Below are 25845 nucleotides of genomic sequence, written 5' to 3'. Positions count from 1 at the left end.
CTTTTTGTTTAATGGTTATTCTTCTGGTTTTTATCGTGTTATTTGCTTAACCCGATAGATATATCTTTTTTGCCCCTCCCCGTTTGGAAGGAGTTTGAGGGCTTTAGGCATCAGACACTTTGAGGTCTGACAGACGCTCAAAGGTCGCGCAAGTTTGTATTTTCAACCTTTCTGTTGGGTGTTTATTCTTCTATGTTTTTTCGTGTTATTTGCTAAACTGCCGGATATATTCTCTTTTTACTCCCCTCCTTTGGAGGGGCCGGGGGAGGCTCCCCCTACAAATAAAAACTCCCACCGAAGCGGGAGTATAGGAATTTTTTCCTTCGGCATATAGCCTTATTGTGATAAGATATAAAATTGAGTTCTATGTTATTGAACAGAAGTTTAACACTTTACAGCGCTAATATAAGAAAATAACCATTGAAGTTTTTATATTTAACAACATATTACAAAAATCTTTAACCTTTAAATGCCCAAAATCATGGCAAAAATTTTAGGACTCGACCTCGGAACCAACAGCATTGGATGGGCTGTGGTTACAAAAGATGATGGAAAGTATTCCTTGTTGAACAAAGGTGTGAGAATCTTTCAGGAAGGCGTAAAAATAGAAAAAGGTATAGAAAGCTCAAAGGCGGCGGAGCGGACGGAGCATCGCAGTGCCAGACGTATTAAATACCGCAGAAAACTACGTAAAATAGAAACGCTTAAAGTATTGTCGGAATATGGATACTGTCCGAAGCTAACGAAGGAAGAGTTAGATTTATGGCGTTACAAGAAGATTTATCCTAGGAATGTTAGTTTTCTCAATTGGTGGCTTACCGATGAAAATAACAACAAACATCCTTATTACTTCAGGTATATTGCAATAACTCAACCGTTAAATTTAGAAGACGAAGCAGATAGACATAAGCTGGGACGCGCATTTTATCATATGGCGCAACGCCGTGGTTTTCTGAGTAATCGTTTAGATTCAACACCAGAGAATGAAACCGGAAAAGTAAAACGTAGTATTAAGGAATTACAAGAAAAAAAAGGTGATAAAACTTTAGGTCAATATTTTTATGAAGATTGTTATCTGAACGGTGAAAAAATACGGGACCAATATACCCATCGCGAGGATGATTATCTGGATGAATTTAACCGAATATGTGCATTTCAAAATATTCCCGATGAAGTGCGAGGTAAATTATATAAAGCCATTTTTTATCAACGCCCTTTAAAATCGCAAAAAGGATTGATTGGTAAATGCGTTTTCGAACCCAGCAAGCCCCGCTGTGCAGTATCTCGGCCGGAGTTTGAAGAGTACAGGATGCTTTGTTTTATCAATAATATAAAGATAAAGACCCCGGATGACGAGAAGTTGAGACCGCTAAAAGCCGATGAGCGAAGTAAGATAAAACCTCGGTTTTTCTTGCAGCGAGAACATTTCGACTTTGAAGATTTAGCCAAGCAATTAGCCCCTAAAAAACAATACAAATATTTTAAAGACCGGGATAAAAATCCGGAAGATTATTTATTAAACTATTCAATGAGAGCGACCGTGAGTGGTTGCCCTGTTTCTGCTCGTTTTAAGGAGTTATTTGGCTCTGAGTTTATTGATGATGACTTTTTTTATGTGAATGATGATAATGACAAGACACCCAAGAAATTTTCGGATGCCTGGCATGTACTTTATACCTTCGATTCTGACAAAAAGCTAAAAGAATATGCAGGAAAGCATTTCGATTTTACTGAAGAGCAAACGATTTTATTTTCTGAGAAGATTCGCTTAAAACAAGATTTTGCATCATTAAGCCTGAAAGCTATAAACAAGATTCTGCCTTATTTGCGTGAAGGTTTAATATACTCGCATGCTGTTTTTTTAGCGAATATGCAAGAAATAGTGCCTGCTCATATTTGGAAAGATAATGAAAACAAGAAAATTATAAGAAATGTCATCAGGGAGCTAATTGAAAACCATACTGATGATACGACCATTGTAAACCTGGTTAATGGACTTATAACAAATGCCCGGCGAGAGAATGAAATATGGAGTGAAGAAGCAAAACCATATTATTTCAAAGAGTTGGATAAGAAAATAAAAGCAGCTTTTGGTACAAAAGAATATGACGGTTTCCCGGAAGAAAAAAGGAACCTGCTCACAAAAAAAGCCCAACAATTAATTGTTGAGTATATGCCGAAAGACCTTGGAAAAGGTGAACACATAAAAGCAGAGAGAATTGATGAAGCTGTAATATCCTTTTTAAAAGATAATTTCGGGGAAGAAATTATTAACAGCAAAAAGCTTTATCATCCTTCGGCAATAGAGACATACAAACCAGCCAAAAGGGGAGAAAATGGCAAGCTTTATCTCGGAAGTCCCATAACATCGTCGGTACGCAATCCAATGGCAATGCGTGCTCTGCATCAACTTAGGTCGCTAACGAACGAACTTATACGAGATGGGATAATAGACACGAATACGAAAGTGAATATAGAGATGTCGCGAGGTTTGCTAAATGCAAATGAAAGGGCCGGGCTGAAAAGCTGGCAAGACGCCAGAAAGAAGAAGCGAAGGGAATATGCAGCGAAAATAAAAGAACATTTTTCAGCAGATTATGAGCCATTGGAAGATGAAATATTGAAATACCAATTGTGGGAAGAACAAAACCATATATGTTTATATACTGGCAATACAATTGGGCTTGAAGATTTTCTGGGTGCGGACCCTAAATTTGACATAGAACACACTATCCCCCGGAGCCAGTCTTACGATAATTCGCGAGAGAATAAAACGCTCTGCGAGAATAAATTTAACCGAAGCATAAAGAAAAATAAAATTCCGTCTGAGTTGTCGAATCATTCAGAAATATTAGCCCGCATAGAACATTGGGAAAATGAGATTGAGCAACTCAACAAAGAAATTGAAAAAGCGGTTCGCCAGTCGAAAGGAGCTACAGACAAGGCACAAAAAGACCGAGCCATACAGAACAGGCATCGGCTTACCAATGAACGTAATTACTGGCGGAATAAATACAAACGTTTTACAATGGAAGAAGTGTCCGTTGGGTTTAAAAATAGTCAAATGGTAGATATTGGTATTATTACCAAGTATTCTCGGCTTTATCTAAAAACCGTTTTTCCCAAAGTTTATACAGTGAAAGGGAATACTGTTGCCGATTTTCGTAAAATGTGGGGGCTACAGGATAATTATAATAAAAAATCTCGGGTTAATCATGTTCACCACTGTATTGATGCCATTACAATAGCTTGTATGGATAAGAGCAACTACGAGATTTTGGCTAATTTTTATCATGATAGTGAAAATGCATTCGAACGAGGTTCTGAGGCTAAACCCAAAGTGGATAAACCGTGGTCAACATTTGCAGTAGATGTAAAAGATATCGAAAAAGAAATACTGGTTTCGCATCATACGCCTGATAATTTACCAAAGCTTAGTAAAAAGAAACTTCGTAAACGGGGCAAAATTCAATACAATAAAAGTGGAGCACCTATTTATTTGCGAGGCGATAGTGTACGCGGTAGTCTTCATAAAGACACTTTTTATGGTGCTATAGAAAGGGAAGCGTTAAATAAAAAAGGTGAAGTTGAAAAGCAAATAAAATATGTTGTAAGAAAATCGCTTGATGGTTTAGAGGATGCTGCAATTAAAAATATTGTTGACGACAAAGTTCGCAAAATTGTAAGCGATGCCCGAATGCAGGAAAAAGATTTGCAAAAACAAATTGAAGCCCTCTTAAAACAACGTAAAAATGCAGAAGAAAGTGAAGAGGCTAAAATCGATGATAAAATAGAAGAGATAAAACTGCAGGTTGCTGAATTGTACTGTTTGCCTAATAAAAATGGAGCACCAGTACCGATAAAGAAAGTACGTATATATCAACCATCGGTAACAAATCCATTGACCGATTTTAAAAAGCACCGCGATTTATCTGAAAAAGAGTATAAGCAACAGTATAACGTGGTAAACGATGGAAATCATACAATGGCTGTTTACGAAGGATTTGACCGTAATGATAATATAAAAAGAAGCATTTTAATTCTAAATAATCTGGAGGCGGGTAAGTTTTATAACGGGAAATTAGAAGAAAGCCCTTTTCCTGACAGGCACCCCAAAAATGGGTTATATCTCAAGTATTTGCTGAAAACAGGAACAGTGGTGATGTTTTGGGAGAAATCTCCTGAAGAATTAAGGAGCAAAGCTGTTGATAAAATTAAACGACTTTATAAGGTTACTAAGATGAGTAAAAACGGTCAGGTTACATTTAAGTATCATCAAGAGGCTAGAAATGATGAAAACCTAAAACTTGATTACGAAAAAGAACATGGGCAAAAGCCCCCTAAGTCGTTAACAAACGGGGAATCATTTATTGATTTTATTAACCCGTTTCCAAAATTACTTTTGAGTCCTCCTAAATTTAATTTTGTTGTTGAGGATTACGATTTTAGAATAAAACTTACAGGCGAATTAATATGGTTAGATGACTAGGTTAAAATATTCAATCCCTAAAGGTTTTTAAAACCTTTAGGGATTATTAATGAACCTGCTTTTAAAACTACCGCGCAGAGAAAATCTACCGGAGGTTCAATAAGAAAACCGATAAAAGCAGAAAAGAACAACCGTTAAACAGTATAAGATGTTAAAAACCAAAGCGAAACACCCAGGACGAATGCGGGAAGCAAATGTCCGGTTGCGGAAAACAAAATCCGGGTACGGAATGCCATTGTACCACCTCGAAACGGGATTGTACCACGAAGAAATGTTACTGTACGGCAGCGGAACGCTAAATTCTCCTGCGAAAAGATACAGTACCTTGTACATTGGTATTTCGCAGCGGTACGGAGCAATCCGCTATGGTTTTACATAAAATATTTAATTTTTTCATTTAATCTGTTGATGATTAACGACCCTGAACAACAGACATCAAAAAACTCCGGAGTTTTTCCGATTTTTTTTTATGTCTTTCCTGTTCGCCCTTACACTGCCATCAGCGCAGAATGTTTACACCTGTTTTTCTAAATTTTTAAAACTATTTTTATGAACGCTTCAAAAATGTCAGTTGATGAAATTTTGTATCAGTCGGGACTGCGAATCAACAACAGCCTGAACGATACCGAAATCCGGGATGCCGTATCTTCTATGGGGTATCCTGAAACAAAACTAGAAGAAGGAGCCGCTCTGTTGAGCGAGGCAAACACGCTGGTTGAAAACCAGAAAAAAGAGTATGGTGAGGTTGATGAAGCTCAGGCCAGCTTCGAAGAAGATCGCCAGTCGGCGCATAAGACCTACATGGAAATGATTCAGATTTCCCGTATAGCTTTAAAAAATGATGTAAAAGCTATATCAACTCTTGATTTAAACGGACGCCGCGCCCGCACACTTAGTGGCTGGTTAAAACAGACACTGGGTTTTTATCGTGCCATTTTGGCCAGCGAAGAATGGAAAAAGGCATTGGCCGGTTATGGGCAAACCGAAGAAAAACTAAATGCTCAGCTTGCAGCCATTGAGCAGGTTTCCGCTGCTTCAGAGACAGTTAAAAAAGAGAGGGGTGATGCACAGAATGCCACCCAGGAACGCGACGAGAAACTGGAAGAGTTGGTAGACTGGATTTCAGACTATGAAGTGATTGCCCGTATTGCTTTGGCCGACAAACCTCAGTTGCTCGAAAAATTGGGAATTGTGGTAAAAGGATAATTTAAATTTAATCAGACCTTCAAGGTTTCAAAAACCTTGAAGGTCTGTAAACCATAAAAGATGAAAACCATCCCACTCGAATACGGAAGATTTTATCATCTGTACAATAGAGGAATAAACGGCTGTAACCTTTTTTGTGAGCATGAAAATTATGAATATTTCCTGTATTTGTATGATAAATACATCTCTGCAGTTGCCGATACATTTGCCTGGGTATTAATGCGAAATCATTTTCATTTGCTGGTACGGATAAAAAAGGAAGGGGAAATTAACTCATTTTTTGAAAACCTTGAAGGTTTCCGAAACCTTCAAGGTTTAAAGACTCGGAATAGGGTTAATCAGCAATTTGCAAATTTATTTAATGCCTACACCAAAGCCGTCAATAAACGCTTTCATCGCACAGGCAGCTTGTTTGAACATCCCTTTCGCCGTATTCCGGTAATTTCCAACGATCATTTAAAATACCTGGTATATTACATTCATCATAACCCTGTACATCATGGCTTTTGTGAACACTTTTTAGATTATCCCTGGAGTTCGTATTTAACTATGCTGTCGCCCAAAAGAACAAAATTGAGCCGTGCGGAAGTATTACGTTGGTTTGATGATAAAAAGAACCTGATTCAATACCACTCAACAGAACAGGTTGAAAAATATAACGAACTGAAAATTGACCAATTAAACGATTCCTAAAATAGAGACCTTGAAGGTTTTCAAAACCTTCAAGGTCTGGAAAAATAGAAACCATGCTAAAACGAACCTTATACATTTCGAATCCTTACCACCTTTCTATTAAAAACAAACAGTTGGTGGTTTCCGAAAAAAACGGGATGCCTCTTAAAACTGCCCCGGTTGAAGACCTCGGTTTTATTGTGCTCGACCATCCGCAAATTTCGTTTACAATGAAACTGGTGGAAGAATTGAACGAAGTGAATGTGGCCACCGTTTTTTGCGACAGTAAGCATCTGCCTTCATCGATGCTTTTACCACTGGACGCCAATCACATTCAAAACGAGATTTTCAGAGCGCAAATCAGTGCTACTGAACCCCTAAAAAAGAATTTATGGAAACAGACCATTGAGGCCAAAATAAAAAATCAGGCCCGTTTGCTTTCGAAACTGGGGAAAAACAGTATCCCGTTAAAGGCTGTCGGCAGAACCGTAAAAAGCGGCGATAGTGATAACCGGGAGGGATTTGCCGCCCGCCTGTACTGGATGGAATTACTGGGCCGGAATTTTATTCGCGACCGATATGGCGATCCTCCCAATCCTTTTTTAAACTACGGGTACATCCTGTTGCGTTCGGCAGTGGCCAGGGCATTGGCAGGATCGGGACTGCTGGCAACGCTGGGTATTCATCACCGGAACCGCTACAATGCCTTTTGCCTGGCCGATGATGTAATGGAACCCTACCGTCCTTATGTAGATGAAATTGTGTTTGAAATGAAAAAGAGCTGGCCAGATGTATTTATGCTCGGCAAAGAACATAAAGCAGAGCTATTACAATTGATGACTGCTGACGTAAAAATAGGGGAGACCAAACGTCCGCTAATGATCGCCTTATCGCAAACCACTGCCTCATTGGCAAAATGTTTTAATGGCGAACAACGAAAAATTGTATATCCTGAATTTGACTGATATTTTATAAACACTGAAGGTTTTGGAAATCTTCAGGGTCTTGAAATTGGAAATTATGGCACAAACCCGGCTAAATGCCTATCATATTATGTGGTTATTTGTTTTTTTTGATCTGCCAGTTACCACCAAAAAGGAACGGCGGCAGGCTACCCGTTTTCGCAAGGATTTGTTAAATGATGGTTTTTCAATGATGCAGTTTTCAGTGTATAACCGGCATTGCGCCAGTAAAGAAAGTGCCGAAGTCCATATGAAACGGGTAAAAGATTTTGTGCCTGAAAAAGGGCAGGTGAGTATCCTTACGGTAACCGACAAACAATACGGCAACATATGTAATTTTTGGGGTAAAAAATCAGATCCTTTGCCCGAAGGGCCAAAACAACTGGAAATGTTCTGATTCGCTTATTGTTCTTTGGACTTTCAAGGTTTTTAAAACCTTGAAAGTCTGCCTGAATAAACGAAAATTTATCTACTTTTATAAGGTTCTTTGAAATCCTGAAACAAAATTCAATTTTAAATTTAGAATAGAAAAAATGTACGCATTAAACCACTTCTTTGTGGTGTAAGAGGAAAAAATTGAATGTAACTCCGGTGAAAATACCAGTGTTTACAGGTCTTTCCTTCCCCTTGGTTGTGGTTTGATATAAAATTGAAAAGAGATCCAACCCGGGGTGGAAGCGGATGTACAACGGCGAAGTTGTGGTTTGATATAAAATTGAAAAGAGATCCAACAATATTGAATTGTTAAGCGATGCGCTTGAGTTGTGGTTTGATATAAAATTGAAAAGAGATCCAACATTTTTCAGTTTATGGTTAGAGGGTGACAAGTTGTGGTTTGATATAAAATTGAAAAGAGATCCAACCCGCAGCAGTCGGAGCGGTCGAAATAGTCAGTTGTGGTTTGATATAAAATTGAAAAGAGATCCAACGGCCTGTTTGCTCTTTGTAAACTATATCGGGTTGTGGTTTGATATAAAATTGAAAAGAGATCCAACAGATATGGCAGGAAGGGTATGTTGGCGTTAGTTGTGGTTTGATATAAAATTGAAAAGAGATCCAACTTCAGAAACCGTTTATGCAAACGATGATAGGTTGTGGTTTGATATAAAATTGAAAAGAGATCCAACACCAAAAAAAAGTCTCATGCATACCGCCGGGTTGTGGTTTGATATAAAATTGAAAAGAGATCCAACTAGCCTCTGTGTTGAGTTTCAGGCCCTTTGGTTGTGGTTTGATATAAAATTGAAAAGAGATCCAACCAAGCTGTTAGACATGGCAGACATGGAAAGGTTGTGGTTTGATATAAAATTGAAAAGAGATCCAACATACCGAAATTGGTTGAGGCGGCACTAAAGTTGTGGTTTGATATAAAATTGAAAAGAGATCCAACGATAAGCGTAAACTGATGCAAAGTGTTGCTGTTGTGGTTTGATATAAAATTGAAAAGAGATCCAACACACATGCCCGGAAACAACCACTTAAAATGGTTGTGGTTTGATATAAAATTGAAAAGAGATCCAACCGGAACGCTTGTCGTAACTGATAAGCGACTGTTGTGGTTTGATATAAAATTGAAAAGAGATCCAACTTTATGGAAATTTTGTTGCTCCGGCGAATAGTTGTGGTTTGATATAAAATTGAAAAGAGATCCAACCTGTGCGACTATTACAGCAATCATCCAACCGTTGTGGTTTGATATAAAATTGAAAAGAGATCCAACAAGCGGTCAAAACATAGCTTTTCCGTTATAGTTGTGGTTTGATATAAAATTGAAAAGAGATCCAACAGCGAACGTAATTGAGCCTGAACGAGATTGGTTGTGGTTTGATATAAAATTGAAAAGAGATCCAACAACAAGCTTGGTGTGTTGCTTACGAATTTAGTTGTGGTTTGATATAAAATTGAAAAGAGATCCAACAGCTTTGTATTGCTTTCAAACGATAAATCAGTTGTGGTTTGATATAAAATTGAAAAGAGATCCAACTATCATAAATATCAACCGGCCCGTCGCTGAGTTGTGGTTTGATATAAAATTGAAAAGAGATCCAACAAATGAGTGAGGAAGAACATGGATTAATAGTTGTGGTTTGATATAAAATTGAAAAGAGATCCAACCTTACTTTGTAATCATCAGATACAACTCTGGTTGTGGTTTGATATAAAATTGAAAAGAGATCCAACCAATTAAACCTTTTCGGCTTAGCTTACCAGGTTGTGGTTTGATATAAAATTGAAAAGAGATCCAACATACCGAAATTGGTTGAGGCGGCACTAAAGTTGTGGTTTGATATAAAATTGAAAAGAGATCCAACGATAAGCGTAAACTGATGCAAAGTGTTGCTGTTGTGGTTTGATATAAAATTGAAAAGAGATCCAACACACATGCCCGGAAACAACCACTTAAAATGGTTGTGGTTTGATATAAAATTGAAAAGAGATCCAACTGCCCTGAATTCGCCTGTTGGTTTTAGCAGTTGTGGTTTGATATAAAATTGAAAAGAGATCCAACAGCTATACGCCTGTTACACCGGAAGCGAAAGTTGTGGTTTGATATAAAATTGAAAAGAGATCCAACCAGCTGGAGCCAAATTACGCGCATCAATTAGTTGTGGTTTGATATAAAATTGAAAAGAGATCCAACTGAAGGAGGTTGGTATATTTCTGTGTTTCTGTTGTGGTTTGATATAAAATTGAAAAGAGATCCAACAAATTTGAAACACAGTGCAGACCATTATCAGTTGTGGTTTGATATAAAATTGAAAAGAGATCCAACCCTTGCTTTCTCTGCCTGATCGAAATGATAGTTGTGGTTTGATATAAAATTGAAAAGAGATCCAACAATTTCATCTTTTTTGCAGGATAGTACTAAGTTGTGGTTTGATATAAAATTGAAAAGAGATCCAACCGTACGTTTGTGCGCCCGGCTGGCGTAGCAGTTGTGGTTTGATATAAAATTGAAAAGAGATCCAACCAAACTGATGAAACATATAAACGAGTTATGTTGTGGTTTGATATAAAATTGAAAAGAGATCCAACATTTTTTCTGTTCTGTTTTTGTTCCTTTCAGTTGTGGTTTGATATAAAATTGAAAAGAGATCCAACGTTTTTACAGTTGAAATGCCGCAAGCTAATGTTGTGGTTTGATATAAAATTGAAAAGAGATCCAACCTTACCGACATTGCTGTTGTCGATAGTATTGTTGTGGTTTGATATAAAATTGAAAAGAGATCCAACTTCTGTATTTTTATAAGTATCTCAACATCCGTTGTGGTTTGATATAAAATTGAAAAGAGATCCAACGTTACACAAGGCGAAGCCGGTTTGAATGGCGTTGTGGTTTGATATAAAATTGAAAAGAGATCCAACAAAACGAAAAAGAATGAAAAATCTGATCTTGTTGTGGTTTGATATAAAATTGAAAAGAGATCCAACTCAGTATGGTGTTGTGTTTGTTCAGTATGGGTTGTGGTTTGATATAAAATTGAAAAGAGATCCAACATCGAGGGAAACGAATACAACACCGAAGAAGTTGTGGTTTGATGTAAAATTGAAAAGAGATCCAACAAAACAGAAGAACTTGCAGGTACCTGTGTATGCATGTGAATAGGAATCTCAACTTACTTTTAAGCTTTGCGGTTAAAAAAGGATCGCACCATGTTGATGTCCCATTTATTACTATTTTCACGACGCAAAAAAGGAGTTGTCCTTTTGCCAAAAATTACAAAATCAATTTATAACCTTTACATGATGAAATTAGCTTTTGTTATTCTCATACCGTTTTTATTTTTTGTTTCCTGCTCGCAGCAAACTTCAGTTCCGGAACCTGATTACACAAAATATGTCGATCCGTTTATCGGTGCAGCGGAGTACGGTCACTGTTTTCCGGGGGCCTGTGTTCCTTTCGGATTAATTCAGGTGGGCTCTGAAACCGGAAATGGCGGATGGGAATACTGTAGCGGTTATCAGTCAACCGACTCAACCATTAACGGATTTACACAAGACAGGCTAAACGGAACCGGTTGCCCCGATTTGGGCGACTTGTTGATGTTGCCGTTTACAGGAGAAAAACCGGAGGTATTCAAAAGTACGATCAACAAAAAAACCGAAACTGCCAGCCCCGGATACTATGCTGTTCAGTTAACCGATTTTAATATTGATGCTGAAATGACTGCGACTCCCCACGTTGCGCTGCATCGTTATAAATATCCGGCTGGTGAGAAGACCAGCCTGCTTGTCGACTTCCAGAGTTCGCAGTGTTCAAGTCAGAATCAATTGCATGCACATGTGCAGGACGCAGAAGTAAATTTCGAAGGAGATAAAATGATTACGGGTTACTCCAACACCAGCGTGTGGTTAAACCGTACTTATTACTATGTTATTGAATTCAATAAACCAATCATAAAAAAGGAGTTGCTTCCCAACCGTTCTGAAAATGAAAAAGCACCTCGTTATGTGCTTGAGTTTGATTTAGGTTCGGATGAGGAACTGATGATAAAAGTGGCTTTATCGTCAACCGGAGTGGAAGGAGCAAAAGCAAATCTGGCAAAAGAAAAAAGCGACTGGAATTTTGAAACAACGATAGAAAAAGCGAAACAAAGCTGGAACGAGTTGCTGGCCAGAGTAGATGTTCAGGGCGACAACGATAAAAAAACAATGTTTTATACGTCGATGTATCGTTTGTTTATTCAGCCCAATAATATTGCTGATGTTGACAAAGCTCCTTTTTATTCCACACTTTCGTTGTGGGATACCTATCGTGCAGCACATCCTTTGTATACGATTTTGGCTCCTGAAAAAGTAGATGATTTTGTGCATTCCATGTTGCATCAATACGATAATCAGGGATTTTTACCCATCTGGGCACTTTGGGGAAAAGAAACATTTTGTATGATTGGAAATCACGCTGTGCCCGTAATTGTTGATGCGTATCTGAAAGGATTTAAAGGTTTTGATGCAGAACGGGCGTTCGAAGCGGTAAAAACTTCATTAACAAGCGATCATCAAAAATCTTCATGGGCAGTGTACGATAAATATGGCTATTATCCATTTGATGTGGTTAAGGAAGAATCGGTTTCACGCACAATGGAGTCGGCTTACGACGATTATTGCGCCGCTCAGTTTGCCAAAGTCCTGGGAAAAGAAGATGATTATATGTTTTTTTTAGAACGTTCAAATTACTGGAAAAATCTTATTGATCCGGAAACAAAACTCGCAAGAGGAAAAAATTCTGATGGGAACTGGCGCACACCCTTTAACAGTTTTTCATTGTCGCATGCCGGAACGTCGGGCGGTGATTACACCGAAGGAAACGCCTGGCAATACACCTGGCATGTGCAACACGATGTTGATGGTTTGATTGATTTATTGGGAGGAAAAGAAAACTTCACCACAAAACTGGATTCTCTTTTTGAGATGGAAGAATCGAGTGAAGGAACCGGTTTTGTTTTGGATGTTACAGGTTTAATTGGCCAGTATGCACATGGGAACGAACCCAGTCACCATGTGGCCTATTTATACGCTTTGGCCGGCAAACCATGGCGTACACAGGAATTGTTGCATGAAATTGTAAAAACAAAATACATCAATAAAATTGACGGGCTGTGTGGCAACGACGACTGCGGTCAGATGTCGGCCTGGTATATTTTTACCAATCTCGGTTTTTATCCGGTAAATCCTTGTGGCGGCGAATATATTTTGGGTGCTCCTCAATTACCCAAAGCAATTGTGAATTTACCCAACGGGAAAACTTTTACAGTGGAAGCAAAGAATTTCTCAGACGAAAATATATATGTGAAATCTGTAGAATTAAACGACAAACCCTACAACAAACTGTCCATTTCTCACGAGGAGGTGATGAATGGCGGAACATTGATGTTTGAAATGGGAAATGTGAAATAAAATTTTGACCGACTCCTGTTCATTAGAGATTTCTTTTACAGGTATTTTGGGCTGAAAATCAGACTCCGCACAGAATGAAATTGTGATTATTAATGGAATTAAAATCCGCCAAATAATCCATTCTTTTGCATCTGCTTGTCAACTTTTAAATTGATAATTTCAGCTATTTGCCGCTGTCCTTCAGGAGTTAAATGAATCCCGTCGGAAGTAATATTTTTGAAAGTGTCTTTTATTTCAGAATAGATATCTATAAAAATACAATTTTCTTTGCGGGCAGTTTTTTTGAATTTCTTCTGTAAATACTTAATTCTTTTGGCGCCACCTTTATATTTTGCTATCAGCATTTCGGGCGGGCCGAACGGCGGAGGTGAAACGATAAAAATTTGGGGTTGGTATTGCCTGTAAACACCGTGTTGTTTTATTTTTAAAATCAGTCTTTCCATGTTTAGAGGAACTTGTTTTAAACTATCGGCAAATATCGCTTTGCAATCGTTGGTCCCAAGCATTATTAAAATAACATCCATTCCAGCTAATTCAGTATCTCCTTTGTTCAGGTAGGAATTTACATTCCGAAGGGTATTTAATTCCTTTCTGTTCAAATTATCAAATCCAGTTGTATTCCCCGAAATGGCTGTGTTTACAATCCTGTCGCTTAAACGGATTTTTTGTAACTGAGCCACCCAGCCAAAATCAAATTCACCGTTGGAATCGCCGATGGCAAGTATTTTTAACTGAGAATTTTGAGCAATAGTAAATGCTCCCCAAAAAACAAGAATACAAACGGTGAATACTTTTTTCATGCTTAAAAGTGTTGATTCAGAAAGATAAAAGTAGTAAACATTGGCGGGCAAACCTTGATTTTCGTGAAATTGCTTTAAATTTAATCCATTCATTTATGAAGGACGTTGAGGCAAATATTGTTAATGATCATGCTCCTGTTATCCGATCTTCCAAATTTCGGTTTTACGAGGAACTCAATGATTTTTTGCCCAAAGAGCGGAAGAAAGTAAGCTTTGTTTTTTCATTTACAGGAACACCTTCTGTAAAAAATGTTGTGGAAGCGATTGGTGTTCCGCATGCTGAAATTGATTTGATTCTGGTGAATGGAGAATCGGTTCCATTTGAATTTTTGTTAAAAGGCAATGAAAAAGTTTCGGTTTACCCGGTTTTTGAAACATTTGATATTTTTTCTGTGATTCGACTCCGGCCGGAGCCGCTTCGAAAAACACAATTTGTTATAGATGTGAACCTTGGTAAGCTCGCAAAAAAGTTACGACTACTTGGTTTCGATTCTTTATTCAGAAATAATTTGGAAGATGATGAAATAGTTGAGATTGCTGTAAATGAGAAACGAATTATTTTAACTCGCGACAAAGGAGTGCTGAAACACAGTAAAGTTACTCATGGGTATTGGCTACGAAGCGACAATCCTAAAATTCAGCTAAAAGAAATAATCGAAAGGTTTCAACTTCAAAGTCAGTTTCGCCCTTTTTCGCGTTGTTCCAATTGCAACGGTAGTTTGCGGGCGATTCAAAAAGCTGAAGCTACAGGCAGAGTTCCTCAGGATACACTTCAAATATTCGATTCCTTCTGGGAGTGCACAGGATGTGGTAATGTTTACTGGGAAGGTTCACATTTCGAACGTATAAACAAATGGCTGGAAAGATTAAAAGCAAAATAGTTTTTTATTTAGCGTTTTATTTTTTCAAAAAATACAATGGTAAGTTTTTCATTTTCTTTGTGCCTTTTAAATTCTCTGTACCCCAGTTTGTGGTATAAATTCAGATTTTTTACGCTTTTAAAACCGGTAAAAAGTTCATAACGGTAACAATCAGAAAATACTGCTTCAATTGCTTTCATCATTTTTCTGCCAATTCCTCTATTTTGAAAATCCTCTTTTACAATTAAGCGGCCAATAAAACAGGTTCCGTTTTCCCGGAATGCACGGACCGATGCCACTAGTTTTCCTCCCAATTCGGCTTTTAAAATGGTTTGCCTGTTAAAGTCTTCTTCAAGTGATTTCAAACTTTGGGTGAGGGGAGGAATGTCAAAATTGTCATAAATTTTTGCTTCGCTTTGGTAACAGTCTTTTTGTAGCTGCAAAATTTGTTTTAGATCGTTTAGTAATGCCGGTTGAATTTGGATTTCCATAACGAGGCAAAAAAAGTTTTTTGCAAAGGTATTAAAGTTGTTTATTTCGTAGTTACGGATACTCAACTTCGCTAATCTTTCCGTTAACTTCAAACTTAATTTTTGTATAGTGTTTTTCGCCCCGTTGGTTTGTTGGGAACCATATACGATTATTTAATCCCAGTATTAATAGTCCGTTGTCGTCGCCAATAACAGCAAAATCTTCCCTGGGTTTTTGTTTCTGAAAATAGTCCAGATTATATTCATTTATAATTTTTTGCCCTTCAGTATGAACATCGTCAACATTAATACCAATCTCACTGACGGATTGAATGTCGGTGTTTTTAAAAGGGTGATTAATCTGGTTGTCCAAATCAAAACGTGCAATACATTCAAGAATATTGTTGTTGTTATCATAAAAATAGAAAGATTTTGCATTCCAATTGGCGAACTCAAAAATTCTTGTTCCGTCTTCAACTGAGGAGATAACACCAATGGAATTATCAATGATTTTGAAAGCTTCCTCATATTTGTTATTCGGAATGTTAAATGTAAAATGGTAAACAGGATTGTCGTAATCCGTTTTTTTGAAAATTAATTTTGTACTTCCTGCTTTAAACGACACTTCGTTTGTGTTTTTATCTGCAATTTCAAAATTTAACAGCTTATGATAAAAATGTGTTGTTTCTGAAATATTGTTGGTTAAAAGGGTGAGTTCTGTAATACGCATTGTTCTGATTTTAAATTAAATATTTTTGATTTTGAACGTTTTGATTTAAAAATCGTAACGAACTCCCTGAGGTAAAGCTTCAGTGGCAATTTTTCTCCATTCTCCTTCAATTTTTATAACAACAATGTTATTGTCCTTATCATAAAAAATTGTTCCGTCTTCGCTGTTTTTTAGCGCTTTATAATTTACATGTCTTGCACTTTCTTCTGAATTTTTTTCGTCATCACCTTCGGGGGCTTCCGCTTTAATGTTATCATGGCCTATTCTTCCCAGTGTTAAAGCATTTGAGAGTTTGAGCGAACCGTAAAAAATTGCTTTGTCGCGACTAAACAAAAAAGAGTGTTGTTTGACATCAGAGCCAATTCGAAGCCAGTTGTATGCACTTTCTGAATGGTTGTATACCGTTCCGTAATAATACATTTCTGCAACCGGCTTGTCAATTTCAACATGTTTATTAACAAGCATCGTAATTCTCGATTTATCATCCCTGGCGTATCCTTCAAAAACATGATATCCCCACCGCTTTTTGCCCCATTCGTTTTCGTTTCCTCTAACCTGAACCATGTAGTTTGTACTTAATATTCCTTTTACATTGGTATACATTGGTGTTATATTTTTGTCGAAGCCAAAGTTGTATCCACTATTGTTCCATTTATTCCAGGTGGTATCAATGTCTGAACTCAACTCTATTCTGTACTTACCTGAATTTTCAGAACCCTCAAAAAGTTGATAATATTTGTTCTTTGCTGCTCCGCTTTCTCCGCTTTGTGCGAACGCTTCAATACCAATGAAGACAGTAATGATTACGGAAAAAATTTTGTTTTTCATAAATTGAAATCTCAGTGTTGTAAATTTGGATGATTGGTTTATTTTATTTTCGTTTATTCCGGGGGATGACAAATTTTAGCCCCGACCATATTTCGCTAACTGCACATACTTTTATATCAACGAATCCGTTTTTAATTCCGGTTTCACGAACAATGTTCCCGTCAAGGTCGCTTCCGGTTTTTGCCGATTTTTTAGGCCACGAAATCCAAAGCATTCCGTTTTGTGCCAACTCTTTTTTTAATTGGGCGATGCTACTTTCTAACTCCAACTGACTGCGAACAAAAAAATGGATAAAATTTTTTTTAATTTCTGTATCGTTTATTTCTTTGATATCGGTTGGCAGATCAGCAAACAATGAGAAATAATTGTTTGGCGCACTAACAATTTTTATTTTGAATCCGTTTTTGATGCCCAGCTTTTTAGCCAGTGGTGTTCCTGAGTAGCCTGCAGTTTTCATAAAAGCCCTTTGTTTTTATTCGTTTATTCTGGGTGCTGTTGTAACAAGCAACAAATTATACGAAGGGTTTGTTTTAAATGTATACAAGTTGAAAATAATTTGTTTTGATACTTAGTTTCGTTTTCAAAATGTTGATTATTAAATGGTTGTGCTGCGAGGTTACACCAAGTTATAAAATACGGATTCAATAATTTTTGAGCAAAGTCCAGCGGCCGCTTAATTTATGGTTTCTGATTAGCAGCAATTCACCAAATTGCAGAAAAACAAATTCGCTTTGCTGAGGGCGTAAAAATACAAAGTCATCAACCTCTAAAATGCTTGTCTCTGATGCATTTATCATCGTTTGGTTTGACGACGCACCAAAAATTTTATTTTGACGAATTTTTGCAGGATAGTAAAAGTCAGCTTTCCAATAGCCTCCGTAAATAAAAAACGACTGTCGCTTGCCGGGATATACAAAATTTAGCAGTGGTTTAAATTTTTCCAAACCAGGTAAATTGGTTCCGCTAAACTTTTTGAGTACAGGTGTGGCTATAAAACAAACTGGTTTGTATGCTTTTAATGATGGGATATCAAATGTAGTTGGCATCACCAAACATGAACCTGCAGCAATATCGTTTAGAGGTGAAACTGTTTTGCTGTGAAAATTGAATGTTGGACTTCCTGCTCCGTTGAATGTTAAAGTTTTGTTCCAAAGTTCCGGAAACTCTTCTTCTACGATTGATTTACACTGCTTATAAAATTTAATGCTTATTTCCAGTGATTTTTTCTTTGAGCGAATAAATGAAGGTATTTTAACAATGTGAGGGTCGTAACCCATAAAACCACTAAACTCTACTTTTTCGGTATGGATTTTTAATAACTCCAATCCTCGTCTTAATTGTTTGAAATCGCTGAAACCTCCTCTGTGAAGACCAACATCGATTTCAAGGTTTAAACGAAGGCGTTTGCCCAGTTTTTCAGCCAAGGCAATATACTGCACAATTCGCGATTCAGTGTCTGCCAACCATTGGATTTGTCTGTAAGGATCAAAATTTTTCAATTGTTTGGGGAGATTATCATAATAATATTGCACTGTTTTTACAGGCATGGGTTTTCCCCACAGGATATCCGCTTTTTTATCCAGTTTCAGAGATAAGTCGGTTAAAAATGGTTGATGAAAGACCATGAGCTTATGGGTATTCATTTTCTTCATCACATAAGAAATCAGTTCAAAGGAAGGTAGCGATTTAACCACTACCCGAAATGTTGTATCGGGGTTTAAGTCTGATTTTAATATTTTTATGTTTTTATCCAGCTTGTCAAGATCAACCAGCAAGCATGGAATCGCTCTTTGGTGATTTTTTAAAGCCGAGTTTATGGTTTTGAAATATTTTTCAGTGTTAGTCATTATCAAAGCTGATTTAAACAATTAAGATTTTCTCAACCTAAAATTTTCTTTAGGTAAGCATTCGTAAATATTCCGTCCGGATCCTGTTCTTTGCGAATTTTATTAAACCTGGAAAATTCAGGGTAAATATTTTCAGCTGTTTTAGCGTCCAAACGATTTACCTTTCCCCAATGTGGCCGGCCACCATAAGATTTGAAGACAGATTCTATCGCTTCAAAATATTTGGTATGGTCCTTTTTATGGTAAACATGACAGGCGATGTAAGCAGAATCACGTTTGTAGGCCGGGCTCATAAAAATATCATCTGCTTTGACCCAACGGCTCTCAATTGGAAAATGAATCGGGAAATTTTCGGAATTTACCTTTTTTATTATTTCCTTCATTACATCCCCATAGGCATCGGCCGGAATACTGTATTCCATTTCAGTAAATTTTACCAGTCTCATAGTGGTATAAACCCTGTGACTATAGTTCAATTTATTGAGTGTTGGAACAGACTGGGCTGCGATTTTAGATACAATTTTATTTTGTGAAGGAAAATATCTGGCTAACTCACAAAGCGCTTTAAAAGAATAATTTTCTATCAATAGTTCTAAAAGATAATTGATAAGATTATCCTTGTCCGGTTCTCCATCTTGCGCAATATTGGAGGATTTTGTCCAGGTTGTATTTGTGTATGGAAACCAATAATACTCGAAATTACGATTCTCACTTTTTCGTTCTTCTATTGTGGATAATACATCGTTAAGCGATTCTTTCCGGTTTTGAAGCAAAAGTTTGTATGCCGGTACACATTGTAATGTCACTTCGGTAATGACTCCCAAAGCGCCAAGTGAAACCTGTGCAGCCCTGAACAGTTCAGTGTTTTGTGTTGAAGAACAGTTTACAATTTCACCTTTTCCGTTGATAAATTTTAGTGCAATGACCTGGGTACTTATGGTACCAAAAGAAATTCCTGTGCCATGGGTTCCGGTGCTAATTGTCCCTGCAATGGATTGCTCGTCAATATCACCCAGGTTTTGCATAGCAAGCCCTTCCTTAAACAGAAGCTCTCCCAGTAACTTTAGTTTGGTTCCTGCTTTCACCGTTGCCTTATAGCTGTTTTTATCCACAGAAATCAAACCCTGGTATTTGTCAAGGCTTAATAAAAAATGCGCTGTTTGGCATAATTCTGTAAATGAATGTCCGGAACCGATTACCCGGATTTTTTTTCTTGTATTTGCAGCTTTTAATACCAATTTTTGAATATCCGTTTCTGTTTCAGGATATTCAATTGAATTTGGTGTTACAATTACATTACCAGCCCAGTTTTTGATTTTCATTATTTTACAAGTTGATTTATTCTGCTCTATCTGATTAATGTTTAGTCTTACTCCCCTGAAATGCCTTTTTTTCCTGTGGGGAGTAAGTTTGTTCCCATTCTTTGACTTACTAATACTATCCCGTTTTCAGGGGGATTAGTTAAAAAATTAAGTAGCATTTCAGGTTTATAACATTTCAGAATGCATTAACGTTCTGCAAAATGGAATAAAAATTAGCATGTCCATATAAATTACAAAAAGATACCTGACCTAAGTCAGCCGGATAAAAAATAAACACACAAATTTATTCCCAGAAGAAATTAGCTTATTTTTGAAAAAATTGAACTGCAATGAAAAATTTAAAACGTTATTATATCCTGAAAGCGGAGCCTAAGGATGTGTATAATGCGCTTACCAATCAAAGGATGTTGGAAATATGGACAGGCGAAGAAGCTCAAATGGAGCCTGTACCTAACAGTGAGTTTTCTCTTTGGGAAGGAAGCATTTCGGGATTAAACCTTGAGTTTGAAGAAAATAAAAAAATCGTTCAACAGTGGTATTTTGAAGGACAGGAAGATAAATCGATTGTAACCATTAAATTACATCCTGACAAAAAAGGGACAAGTGCGCAACTGGAACATACAAATATTCCGGATGAGGCATTTGAGAATATTTCTGAAGGCTGGGACGAAGACTATTTTGGTGCTTTAAATGAATTGTTTATCTGATTCTGTTCCAATTTTGAAGTAAAATGAAATATACAGCCCATTATTTTATAAATAAATTACAATTGCTAAAGCACCCTGAAGGTGGATGGTTTAGAGAAATTTACCGCTCAGAGGAAGTGGCTGAAAAAGTATCTTTACCTGATAATTTTGCTGGTGAACGAAACTTTTCCACATCCATCTATTATTTGCTTGAAGGGAATGATTTTTCAGCTTTTCACCGCATTAAATCTGACGAGATTTGGCATTTTTACGCCGGGACTTCGGCTGTTGAAATCCGGATGCTCAAAGATGGTAAACTCATTAAACAAAGTGTCGGGAACCAACTTGAAGCGGGGGACGTGTTTCAGTTTGTTGTTCCCAAAAATACATGGTTTGCAGCCCGGTTATTGAGTGCGAAAGGATTTGCCCTTGTGGGGTGTACGGTTTCCCCTGGTTTCTACTTTGGAGATTTTGAAATGGCTGATGAAAAACTGGTAACAGAATTCTCTGATCTGGCTGAAGAAATCAGGTTTTTGATCAAAAAATAAAAAGAGGATAATGAGTGGCCTGATTACAAATTTAAGCCACTCATTATCTTTTTTTTATCTGCTTAGTTCCTGTTGTGGTAACCCAATTGTATTATTTCTCTCCGGCTTCTTCTTTTGCAGCGTTAATCATATCCTCATTTGCAGTAATGGTAAACTCCACTCTCCGGTTTTGCGCCTTTCCTTCTTTTGTATCGTTTGACGCCCTTGGCTCCGATTCACCCATTCCGACAGATCTTAGGCGAGAATTGGCTATACCGTTTGATGTTAAAAAGCTAAGAACCGAAGCCGCTCTTTTTTCCGACAATGTTTGATTATAAGTTTCACTTCCATCGCTGTCGGTATGCCCGATTACCAAAATGTCGGTGTCCGGATATTTGTTGAAAACATCAACCAGTTTGTCGAGGTTGGTCTGAGCTGCACTTGTTAAATCAGAGCTGTTAAATTCAAAACGAACATCGGCATTTTCATCTAATATTAATTGGATTCCTTCCTCGCTGCGCACAACTTCTGCTCCCGGCATAACGGTTTCGATTTCTTCTGCCTGTTTATCCATTTGACGGCCGATTACCGCTCCGGCTCCACCGCCAACTGCGGCGCCAATCAGTGCGCCTGCCGCCCTGTTGTCTTTTCCTCCTATTAATGCTCCCAGCGCAGCACCTGCAGCAACTCCTATCCCAGCTCCTTTCTGTGAACTGTTTGCATTTTGTATGGTTTTACAACTATTCAAAAAAATGCCTGAAATAAAAAGACTGAGAACCAAAATTGTTATATTTTTCATTCGCATATATTTTAATTTTTTTTAATTCCTGTTAATCCTTTAAGATAAAATTTTTTTATCACCGATATCATTCCGGTGTTATACGTCTAATATTGGCCTTTGACAAATTGATAATAAATTGTCATCATGTTTCCTTCAAATGAAGCATCCTGTGCCAGAACAAATTCTGTCTCTGATTCAGAGAGCAATTTCAGTTTATAACCTGCGGTTACATTTTTAGGTTTCACGCCTTCCGGAATAAATTTCCAGAGAAAGAAAACTCCATCACCATTTTCTTCCATAAACCATTTGATTGAATGCGTTGAGTTGTCGCAATTTGCTCCCTCAAAGTTATAAGTTCCGGAATTGTTATTGCTAACAAAACTCCAGCTACTGCCTTCAAAACAATCAGGAGATGCTTGATTAAACAAAGTTTTAATAGAAACAATATTGCCCTGGTCGGTAGTGACTGAAGACAAAGTCCAGTCTCCTTTAAGTCCTTTCTGTGCTGTTCTTACTTGTTTTGTTGTACTACACGCCACAAATAAAAGAGAAAGACATAGAAAAAATAAGTTTCGTTTCATTCTGTAAATATCTTGATTATTAAATTTTTGCTTTGGTTATTTCGTTAACAAACGGAAGCTACATTGAAATAGCCAAAATACATTTCTGATGACAAAGATATCCGAAATTTATATATGCAGGTAGATAAATTTATTAAAGCATATGATAATTTGAACTTTCTCTCAAAACTGTAAGCGGTCACTATTCATGATTTAATTCTTCTTTCAAAATATCACTTACAGCCAGAAAATTTTCTTCCAGCAGTAACATATTTTCTATAAAAAAATTAAAAATATCGGGCCACTGGTTTTGACGGTGCAAATCAACATTTTCCTGCAGGACATATATACGGCAAATCTCCTGCCCGCTATCTTCCCGCTGATGGTAAAATTCCCAAACCAATCCTTTTTCAAAACCATTTTCAATGATGGTCTTGTAGCGTTCTAAAATTTCGTAAGCCTGTAAACGTTTGTCTTCGCTACGATGGCCCAGTTCAAGTATAACTTTGGCATCTTTCCGGCCGATTTCAAAACGTAAAACAACACCCTTTATTTTTGTGCGGTGTAACAACCATTTTTTTCGCTTCCCTTTTAAAAGCGGGTGAATCTCACAACGTTTTCCAAATTTTTCCCAGAAATCGAGTCGTAATTTTTTTGCCTCTTCAATCGAATACATATTCAAAATAAATTAAAAAAAACGGATGGAAGCCAAACTGATTTAAGAATCCTGTTGATTTTAACCTGAAATTTTGTTTCCTTCGAAAAAAATCGTTTGATATGCAAAAAATAACCTTTCTTTTTTTGTTCAATATTTTGGTTTATTTTTCAGTTGCCCAGCCTGTTGAGGTAAGAGCTGATTACAACGCTGTTGGAGATGTTGATTTTGCTGCGTATAACAACACAAAAGCACCTCTTTTTGTACACCTTATTTTAGGTGATTTGGAAAATACCTATTACCGCGAAACTTTGCCGATTGTAAAAGAGGTTGAGCCTGGATTTAATGCCCTTTTTACACTTGAACGAAATTTGGGTGGCGAAGGAAGCATTCGGTTTCATCACGAAATTAAATATTTTCGATCAAATCCTGTGGCTGATGTTCAGCTTGATTTTCCTTACTTAATTCCCTTTGAGCCAGGTAAAAAGGTGCAGTCTGTTTTGGTTGCTGATATCAATGGTTTTATGGGGATGAAAGTTCCAAAATCGTGGACTGCAACTGGTTTTAAGGCCAAGTCAGGCGATAAGGTTTTTGCCGCCAGGAACGGAATTATTACTGAAATTTCAGGCGCATCGCGCAATGCTGATGCTGCCGTAAATTATAACGGATGGAAATATGCGGTTACCGTTTTGCAAAACGATGGAACACTGGCCTGTTACCGAAATGTTGCCGTTCCTGAAAAGAAATGGAAAGTAGGTGATAAGATTTTTGCAGGTCAATTGCTTGGACAAGTTTCCCCGGGGGCGAAAGAACTGATATTTCTGATTTATCACGAAAAGCTACAATCAAACGGCTTAACTTTTATCGTTCCCCAATTTGTTCTTTCCGAAAACAAGACCGATTTAATTCTTTCTGAAAGTGAGTTCATCGTTATTCACCCGATTGAAATCAGGGGCATTGAAATGGATAAAAAGGAAAAAAGAAAGTTTCTGAAGTAAGTTTTGCCGGAATTCAACTATTTTTGGATTTAATATAAACCTGAAGATTAAACCATGTGTAAACTGAGCCAACTAATTATAATTTTTTTTATTTCGCTTTTTCTGATCAGCAATGTACTGTTTGCCGGTAATTCCAATCCGGAAAGATTACCCAATATTGTTTTTATTTTGGCCGATGATTTGGGTTGGGCTGATTTGCCTTGTTATGGAAATACATTTAATGAAGCTCCGAATATCGACAAACTTGCTGAGGCGGGAATGCGCTTTACCAACGCATATGCAGCTTGTCCGGTTTGTTCTCCAACGCGAGCAAGTATTCAAAGCGGGCAATACCCTGCCAGAGTAGGAGTAATTGATTTTATTACCGGTCACTGGCGCCCATACGAAGAGGTTATTGTTCCCAAAAACCGAACACAGTTTTTGCCTCCCGATATTGTTACGTTGGCTGAATCGGTGCAAAAAGCAGGGTATAAAACCGGATATTTTGGCAAGTGGCATCTGGGATATGAAGAAGAACAGCTTCCCGGAGCACAAGGGTACGAAGAATATCATGTATATACAGGAGGAGGCTTTTATTCGCCCGGGTTTATTCCGCCTTTACAATCAAAAAATGAAAAACGTTTAAGCGAAGTTTTGACAGATTTGGGTGTTGATTTTATTGAACAAAATCAGCAAAATCCGTTCTTTTTATTTCTGGCGCATTACGATGTTCACGTTCAATTGGATGCGGATAAAGATTTGATTGAGAAATACCTGCAAAAGGATAAAACGGACACTTACCCGGGAAATGCGGTTTATGCTTCGATGATTGAGCATGTGGACAGAAGTGTGGGACGTGTTACACAAAAGTTGTCAGAGTTGGGTTTGGATGACAATACCATTGTAATTTTTTATTCTGATAACGGAGGATTAATTGGCCGTTTTGATCGTATTCCCTTACTTGCAGAGGGAAGTCTTGAAACATATACAAATAGCCCCTTGAAATATGTTGCTACTTCAAATGCACCACTTCGGGCAGAAAAAGGTACGGTTTACGAAGGTGGTATAAGGGAACCGTTGATTGTGAAATGGCCCGGAAAAATTGAATCAGGCGTTGTAAGTGAAGCCATTGTTTCAAGCGTCGATTTTTATCCCACATTTTTGGAATTGGCTGGAATTGAAAAGCCTGAACAAAAGTTGGATGGGGTTTCCCTGCTTTCAGCCTTGCTCAAAAATAAGTTTGATCCTGAACGTGCTGTTTTTTGGCATTACCCCGTTTATCACCATGACGAGCCTGCCGGAGCTGTGCGAAAAGGAGACTGGAAGCTGGTGCAGAATTTTGTGTCAGGGAAGCTGAGTTTATACAATTTAAAAGCCAATATTAGCGAGTCGATGGATTTATCCGAATTATATCCGGAGAAAACCCAGGAGTTGAAAGCTCTTCTGGAGAATTGGCAAGAGACAGTGCATGCTGAATTTCCTGTTTCAAATCCAAACTTCGATAAAGAAAAAAGGTTTGAATGGGGTATTCATCCCGACAGGCAATAAAAAAGCTGCGTAAATAAAAATTCAGCA

The 25845-nt window shown here is 37.5% G+C and carries 22 protein-coding genes and 1 CRISPR repeat array; of the genes, 12 read left to right on the top strand and 10 right to left on the bottom strand.

Annotation, left to right across the window (positions count from 1 at the left end; translation table 11 throughout):
- Positions 1 to 481: 481 nt before the first annotated feature.
- The 7 genes from cas9 to GM418_RS28125 all read left to right on the top strand — a co-directional run bounded on the left by cas9 (position 482) and on the right by GM418_RS28125 (position 13227).
- Entirely contained in the window at positions 482 to 4489 is a 4008-nt protein-coding gene (cas9, locus tag GM418_RS28155) for a type II CRISPR RNA-guided endonuclease Cas9 (protein WP_158871225.1), read from the top strand.
- Positions 4490 to 4637: 148 nt separating this feature from the next.
- The gene (locus GM418_RS28150; RefSeq protein ID WP_158871223.1) at positions 4638 to 4868 is read left to right on the top strand and encodes a hypothetical protein; all 231 of its coding nucleotides are present in this window, start codon (positions 4638 to 4640) and stop codon (positions 4866 to 4868) included.
- Between the two features lie 170 nt (positions 4869 to 5038).
- Positions 5039 to 5695 (top strand): PQLLE family protein, encoded by a 657-nt coding sequence (locus GM418_RS28145; RefSeq protein ID WP_158871221.1) that lies wholly within the window; start codon positions 5039 to 5041, stop codon positions 5693 to 5695.
- 60 nt (positions 5696 to 5755) lie between these two features.
- On the top strand, positions 5756 to 6388 hold the full coding sequence (locus GM418_RS28140; protein WP_158871219.1) for a hypothetical protein: 633 nt from the start codon (positions 5756 to 5758) through the stop codon (positions 6386 to 6388).
- A gap of 53 nt (positions 6389 to 6441) precedes the next feature.
- The gene (cas1, locus tag GM418_RS28135) at positions 6442 to 7332 is read left to right on the top strand and encodes a type II CRISPR-associated endonuclease Cas1 (protein WP_158871217.1); all 891 of its coding nucleotides are present in this window, start codon (positions 6442 to 6444) and stop codon (positions 7330 to 7332) included.
- Between the two features lie 40 nt (positions 7333 to 7372).
- Complete coding sequence (gene cas2 / locus GM418_RS28130; protein WP_246222783.1) at positions 7373 to 7726, top strand: CRISPR-associated endonuclease Cas2; 354 nt, start codon at positions 7373 to 7375, stop codon at positions 7724 to 7726.
- 233 nt (positions 7727 to 7959) lie between these two features.
- Positions 7960 to 10893: a CRISPR direct-repeat array (repeat unit 36 nt; unit sequence GTTGTGGTTTGATATAAAATTGAAAAGAGATCCAAC).
- Positions 10894 to 11073: 180 nt separating this feature from the next.
- A complete protein-coding gene (locus GM418_RS28125) occupies positions 11074 to 13227 on the top strand; it encodes a GH92 family glycosyl hydrolase (RefSeq protein WP_217447619.1) in 2154 nt (717 codons plus the stop codon).
- 98 nt (positions 13228 to 13325) lie between these two features.
- Here GM418_RS28125 and GM418_RS28120 read toward each other — a convergent pair whose 3' ends face one another.
- Complete coding sequence (locus tag GM418_RS28120) at positions 13326 to 14027, bottom strand: SGNH/GDSL hydrolase family protein (protein WP_158871213.1); 702 nt, start codon at positions 14025 to 14027, stop codon at positions 13326 to 13328.
- An 8-nt stretch (positions 14028 to 14035) separates the two neighbouring features.
- Between GM418_RS28120 and GM418_RS28115 the strand changes: the two genes are divergently transcribed.
- On the top strand, positions 14036 to 14908 hold the full coding sequence (locus GM418_RS28115) for a Mut7-C ubiquitin/RNAse domain-containing protein (RefSeq protein WP_217447618.1): 873 nt from the start codon (positions 14036 to 14038) through the stop codon (positions 14906 to 14908).
- 8 nt (positions 14909 to 14916) lie between these two features.
- On the opposite strand, the gene GM418_RS28110 is transcribed toward GM418_RS28115, so the two are convergent.
- The 6 genes from GM418_RS28110 to GM418_RS28085 form a co-directional block, all read right to left on the bottom strand.
- A complete protein-coding gene (locus GM418_RS28110) occupies positions 14917 to 15378 on the bottom strand; it encodes a GNAT family N-acetyltransferase (RefSeq protein WP_158871209.1) in 462 nt (153 codons plus the stop codon).
- 52 nt (positions 15379 to 15430) lie between these two features.
- A complete protein-coding gene (locus GM418_RS28105) occupies positions 15431 to 16087 on the bottom strand; it encodes a VOC family protein (RefSeq protein WP_158871207.1) in 657 nt (218 codons plus the stop codon).
- A gap of 45 nt (positions 16088 to 16132) precedes the next feature.
- Positions 16133 to 16915 carry a hypothetical protein gene (locus GM418_RS28100; RefSeq protein ID WP_158871205.1) on the bottom strand — a complete coding sequence of 261 codons (783 nt, stop codon included), beginning with the start codon at positions 16913 to 16915 and terminating at the stop codon, positions 16133 to 16135.
- Positions 16916 to 16958: 43 nt separating this feature from the next.
- A complete protein-coding gene (locus GM418_RS28095) occupies positions 16959 to 17372 on the bottom strand; it encodes a DUF3052 domain-containing protein (protein ID WP_158871203.1) in 414 nt (137 codons plus the stop codon).
- Positions 17373 to 17556: 184 nt separating this feature from the next.
- Positions 17557 to 18762, bottom strand: coding sequence for an alanine racemase (locus tag GM418_RS28090; protein WP_158871201.1), 1206 nt, complete (start codon positions 18760 to 18762; stop codon positions 17557 to 17559).
- A 32-nt stretch (positions 18763 to 18794) separates the two neighbouring features.
- Positions 18795 to 20084 (bottom strand): D-arabinono-1,4-lactone oxidase, encoded by a 1290-nt coding sequence (locus GM418_RS28085; protein WP_158871199.1) that lies wholly within the window; start codon positions 20082 to 20084, stop codon positions 18795 to 18797.
- Between the two features lie 329 nt (positions 20085 to 20413).
- On the opposite strand from GM418_RS28085, the gene GM418_RS28080 reads away from it, so the two are divergent.
- Both GM418_RS28080 and GM418_RS28075 read left to right on the top strand, forming a co-directional pair.
- Positions 20414 to 20791, top strand: coding sequence for an SRPBCC domain-containing protein (locus GM418_RS28080; protein ID WP_158871197.1), 378 nt, complete (start codon positions 20414 to 20416; stop codon positions 20789 to 20791).
- 23 nt (positions 20792 to 20814) lie between these two features.
- A complete protein-coding gene (locus GM418_RS28075) occupies positions 20815 to 21318 on the top strand; it encodes a cupin domain-containing protein (RefSeq protein WP_158871195.1) in 504 nt (167 codons plus the stop codon).
- Between the two features lie 91 nt (positions 21319 to 21409).
- Here the strand turns inward: GM418_RS28075 and GM418_RS28070 are convergent, their stop codons facing one another.
- From GM418_RS28070 to GM418_RS28060, 3 genes are all read right to left on the bottom strand, one after another.
- Positions 21410 to 22096 (bottom strand): YiaD family glycine zipper/OmpA-like lipoprotein, encoded by a 687-nt coding sequence (locus GM418_RS28070; protein ID WP_217447617.1) that lies wholly within the window; start codon positions 22094 to 22096, stop codon positions 21410 to 21412.
- Positions 22097 to 22182: 86 nt separating this feature from the next.
- Entirely contained in the window at positions 22183 to 22659 is a 477-nt protein-coding gene (locus GM418_RS28065; protein ID WP_158871191.1) for a lipocalin family protein, read from the bottom strand.
- 181 nt (positions 22660 to 22840) lie between these two features.
- Positions 22841 to 23314: a DUF4268 domain-containing protein gene (locus tag GM418_RS28060; protein WP_158871189.1), complete on the bottom strand. Its 474-nt coding sequence runs from the start codon at positions 23312 to 23314 to the stop codon at positions 22841 to 22843.
- 101 nt (positions 23315 to 23415) lie between these two features.
- Here GM418_RS28060 and GM418_RS28055 point away from each other — a divergent pair, with 101 nt between their 5' ends.
- Both GM418_RS28055 and GM418_RS28050 read left to right on the top strand, forming a co-directional pair.
- Positions 23416 to 24291, top strand: a complete 876-nt coding sequence (locus GM418_RS28055) for a M23 family metallopeptidase (RefSeq protein ID WP_158871187.1) — start codon at positions 23416 to 23418, stop codon at positions 24289 to 24291.
- 54 nt (positions 24292 to 24345) lie between these two features.
- Entirely contained in the window at positions 24346 to 25818 is a 1473-nt protein-coding gene (locus tag GM418_RS28050) for a sulfatase (protein ID WP_158871185.1), read from the top strand.
- Positions 25819 to 25845 lie beyond the last annotated feature (27 nt).

Source organism: Maribellus comscasis (assembly GCF_009762775.1).
GTDB classification, from domain to species: domain Bacteria; phylum Bacteroidota; class Bacteroidia; order Bacteroidales; family Prolixibacteraceae; genus Draconibacterium; species Draconibacterium comscasis.
The sequence above is the reverse complement of the archived record's forward strand: the minus strand, read 5'-3'. Positions and strand labels throughout refer to the sequence as shown.

Bases quoted from the DNA above. Each gene is read 5' to 3' on its own strand.
- cas9 (WP_158871225.1), top strand. From the start codon at position 482: ATGGCAAAAATTTTAGGACTCGACCTCGGAACCAACAGCATTGGATGG.
- GM418_RS28150 (WP_158871223.1), top strand. From the start codon at position 4,638: ATGTTAAAAACCAAAGCGAAACACCCAGGACGAATGCGGGAAGCAAAT.
- GM418_RS28145 (WP_158871221.1), top strand. From the start codon at position 5,039: ATGAACGCTTCAAAAATGTCAGTTGATGAAATTTTGTATCAGTCGGGA.
- GM418_RS28140 (WP_158871219.1), top strand. From the start codon at position 5,756: ATGAAAACCATCCCACTCGAATACGGAAGATTTTATCATCTGTACAAT.
- cas1 (WP_158871217.1), top strand. From the start codon at position 6,442: ATGCTAAAACGAACCTTATACATTTCGAATCCTTACCACCTTTCTATT.
- GM418_RS28125 (WP_217447619.1), top strand. From the start codon at position 11,074: ATGATGAAATTAGCTTTTGTTATTCTCATACCGTTTTTATTTTTTGTT.
- GM418_RS28120 (WP_158871213.1), bottom strand. From the start codon at position 14,027: ATGAAAAAAGTATTCACCGTTTGTATTCTTGTTTTTTGGGGAGCATTT.
- GM418_RS28110 (WP_158871209.1), bottom strand. From the start codon at position 15,378: ATGGAAATCCAAATTCAACCGGCATTACTAAACGATCTAAAACAAATT.
- GM418_RS28105 (WP_158871207.1), bottom strand. From the start codon at position 16,087: ATGCGTATTACAGAACTCACCCTTTTAACCAACAATATTTCAGAAACA.
- GM418_RS28100 (WP_158871205.1), bottom strand. From the start codon at position 16,915: ATGAAAAACAAAATTTTTTCCGTAATCATTACTGTCTTCATTGGTATT.
- GM418_RS28095 (WP_158871203.1), bottom strand. From the start codon at position 17,372: ATGAAAACTGCAGGCTACTCAGGAACACCACTGGCTAAAAAGCTGGGC.
- GM418_RS28090 (WP_158871201.1), bottom strand. From the start codon at position 18,762: ATGACTAACACTGAAAAATATTTCAAAACCATAAACTCGGCTTTAAAA.
- GM418_RS28085 (WP_158871199.1), bottom strand. From the start codon at position 20,084: ATGAAAATCAAAAACTGGGCTGGTAATGTAATTGTAACACCAAATTCA.
- GM418_RS28080 (WP_158871197.1), top strand. From the start codon at position 20,414: ATGAAAAATTTAAAACGTTATTATATCCTGAAAGCGGAGCCTAAGGAT.
- GM418_RS28075 (WP_158871195.1), top strand. From the start codon at position 20,815: ATGAAATATACAGCCCATTATTTTATAAATAAATTACAATTGCTAAAG.
- GM418_RS28070 (WP_217447617.1), bottom strand. From the start codon at position 22,096: ATGAAAAATATAACAATTTTGGTTCTCAGTCTTTTTATTTCAGGCATT.
- GM418_RS28065 (WP_158871191.1), bottom strand. From the start codon at position 22,659: ATGAAACGAAACTTATTTTTTCTATGTCTTTCTCTTTTATTTGTGGCG.
- GM418_RS28060 (WP_158871189.1), bottom strand. From the start codon at position 23,314: ATGTATTCGATTGAAGAGGCAAAAAAATTACGACTCGATTTCTGGGAA.
- GM418_RS28055 (WP_158871187.1), top strand. From the start codon at position 23,416: ATGCAAAAAATAACCTTTCTTTTTTTGTTCAATATTTTGGTTTATTTT.
- GM418_RS28050 (WP_158871185.1), top strand. From the start codon at position 24,346: ATGTGTAAACTGAGCCAACTAATTATAATTTTTTTTATTTCGCTTTTT.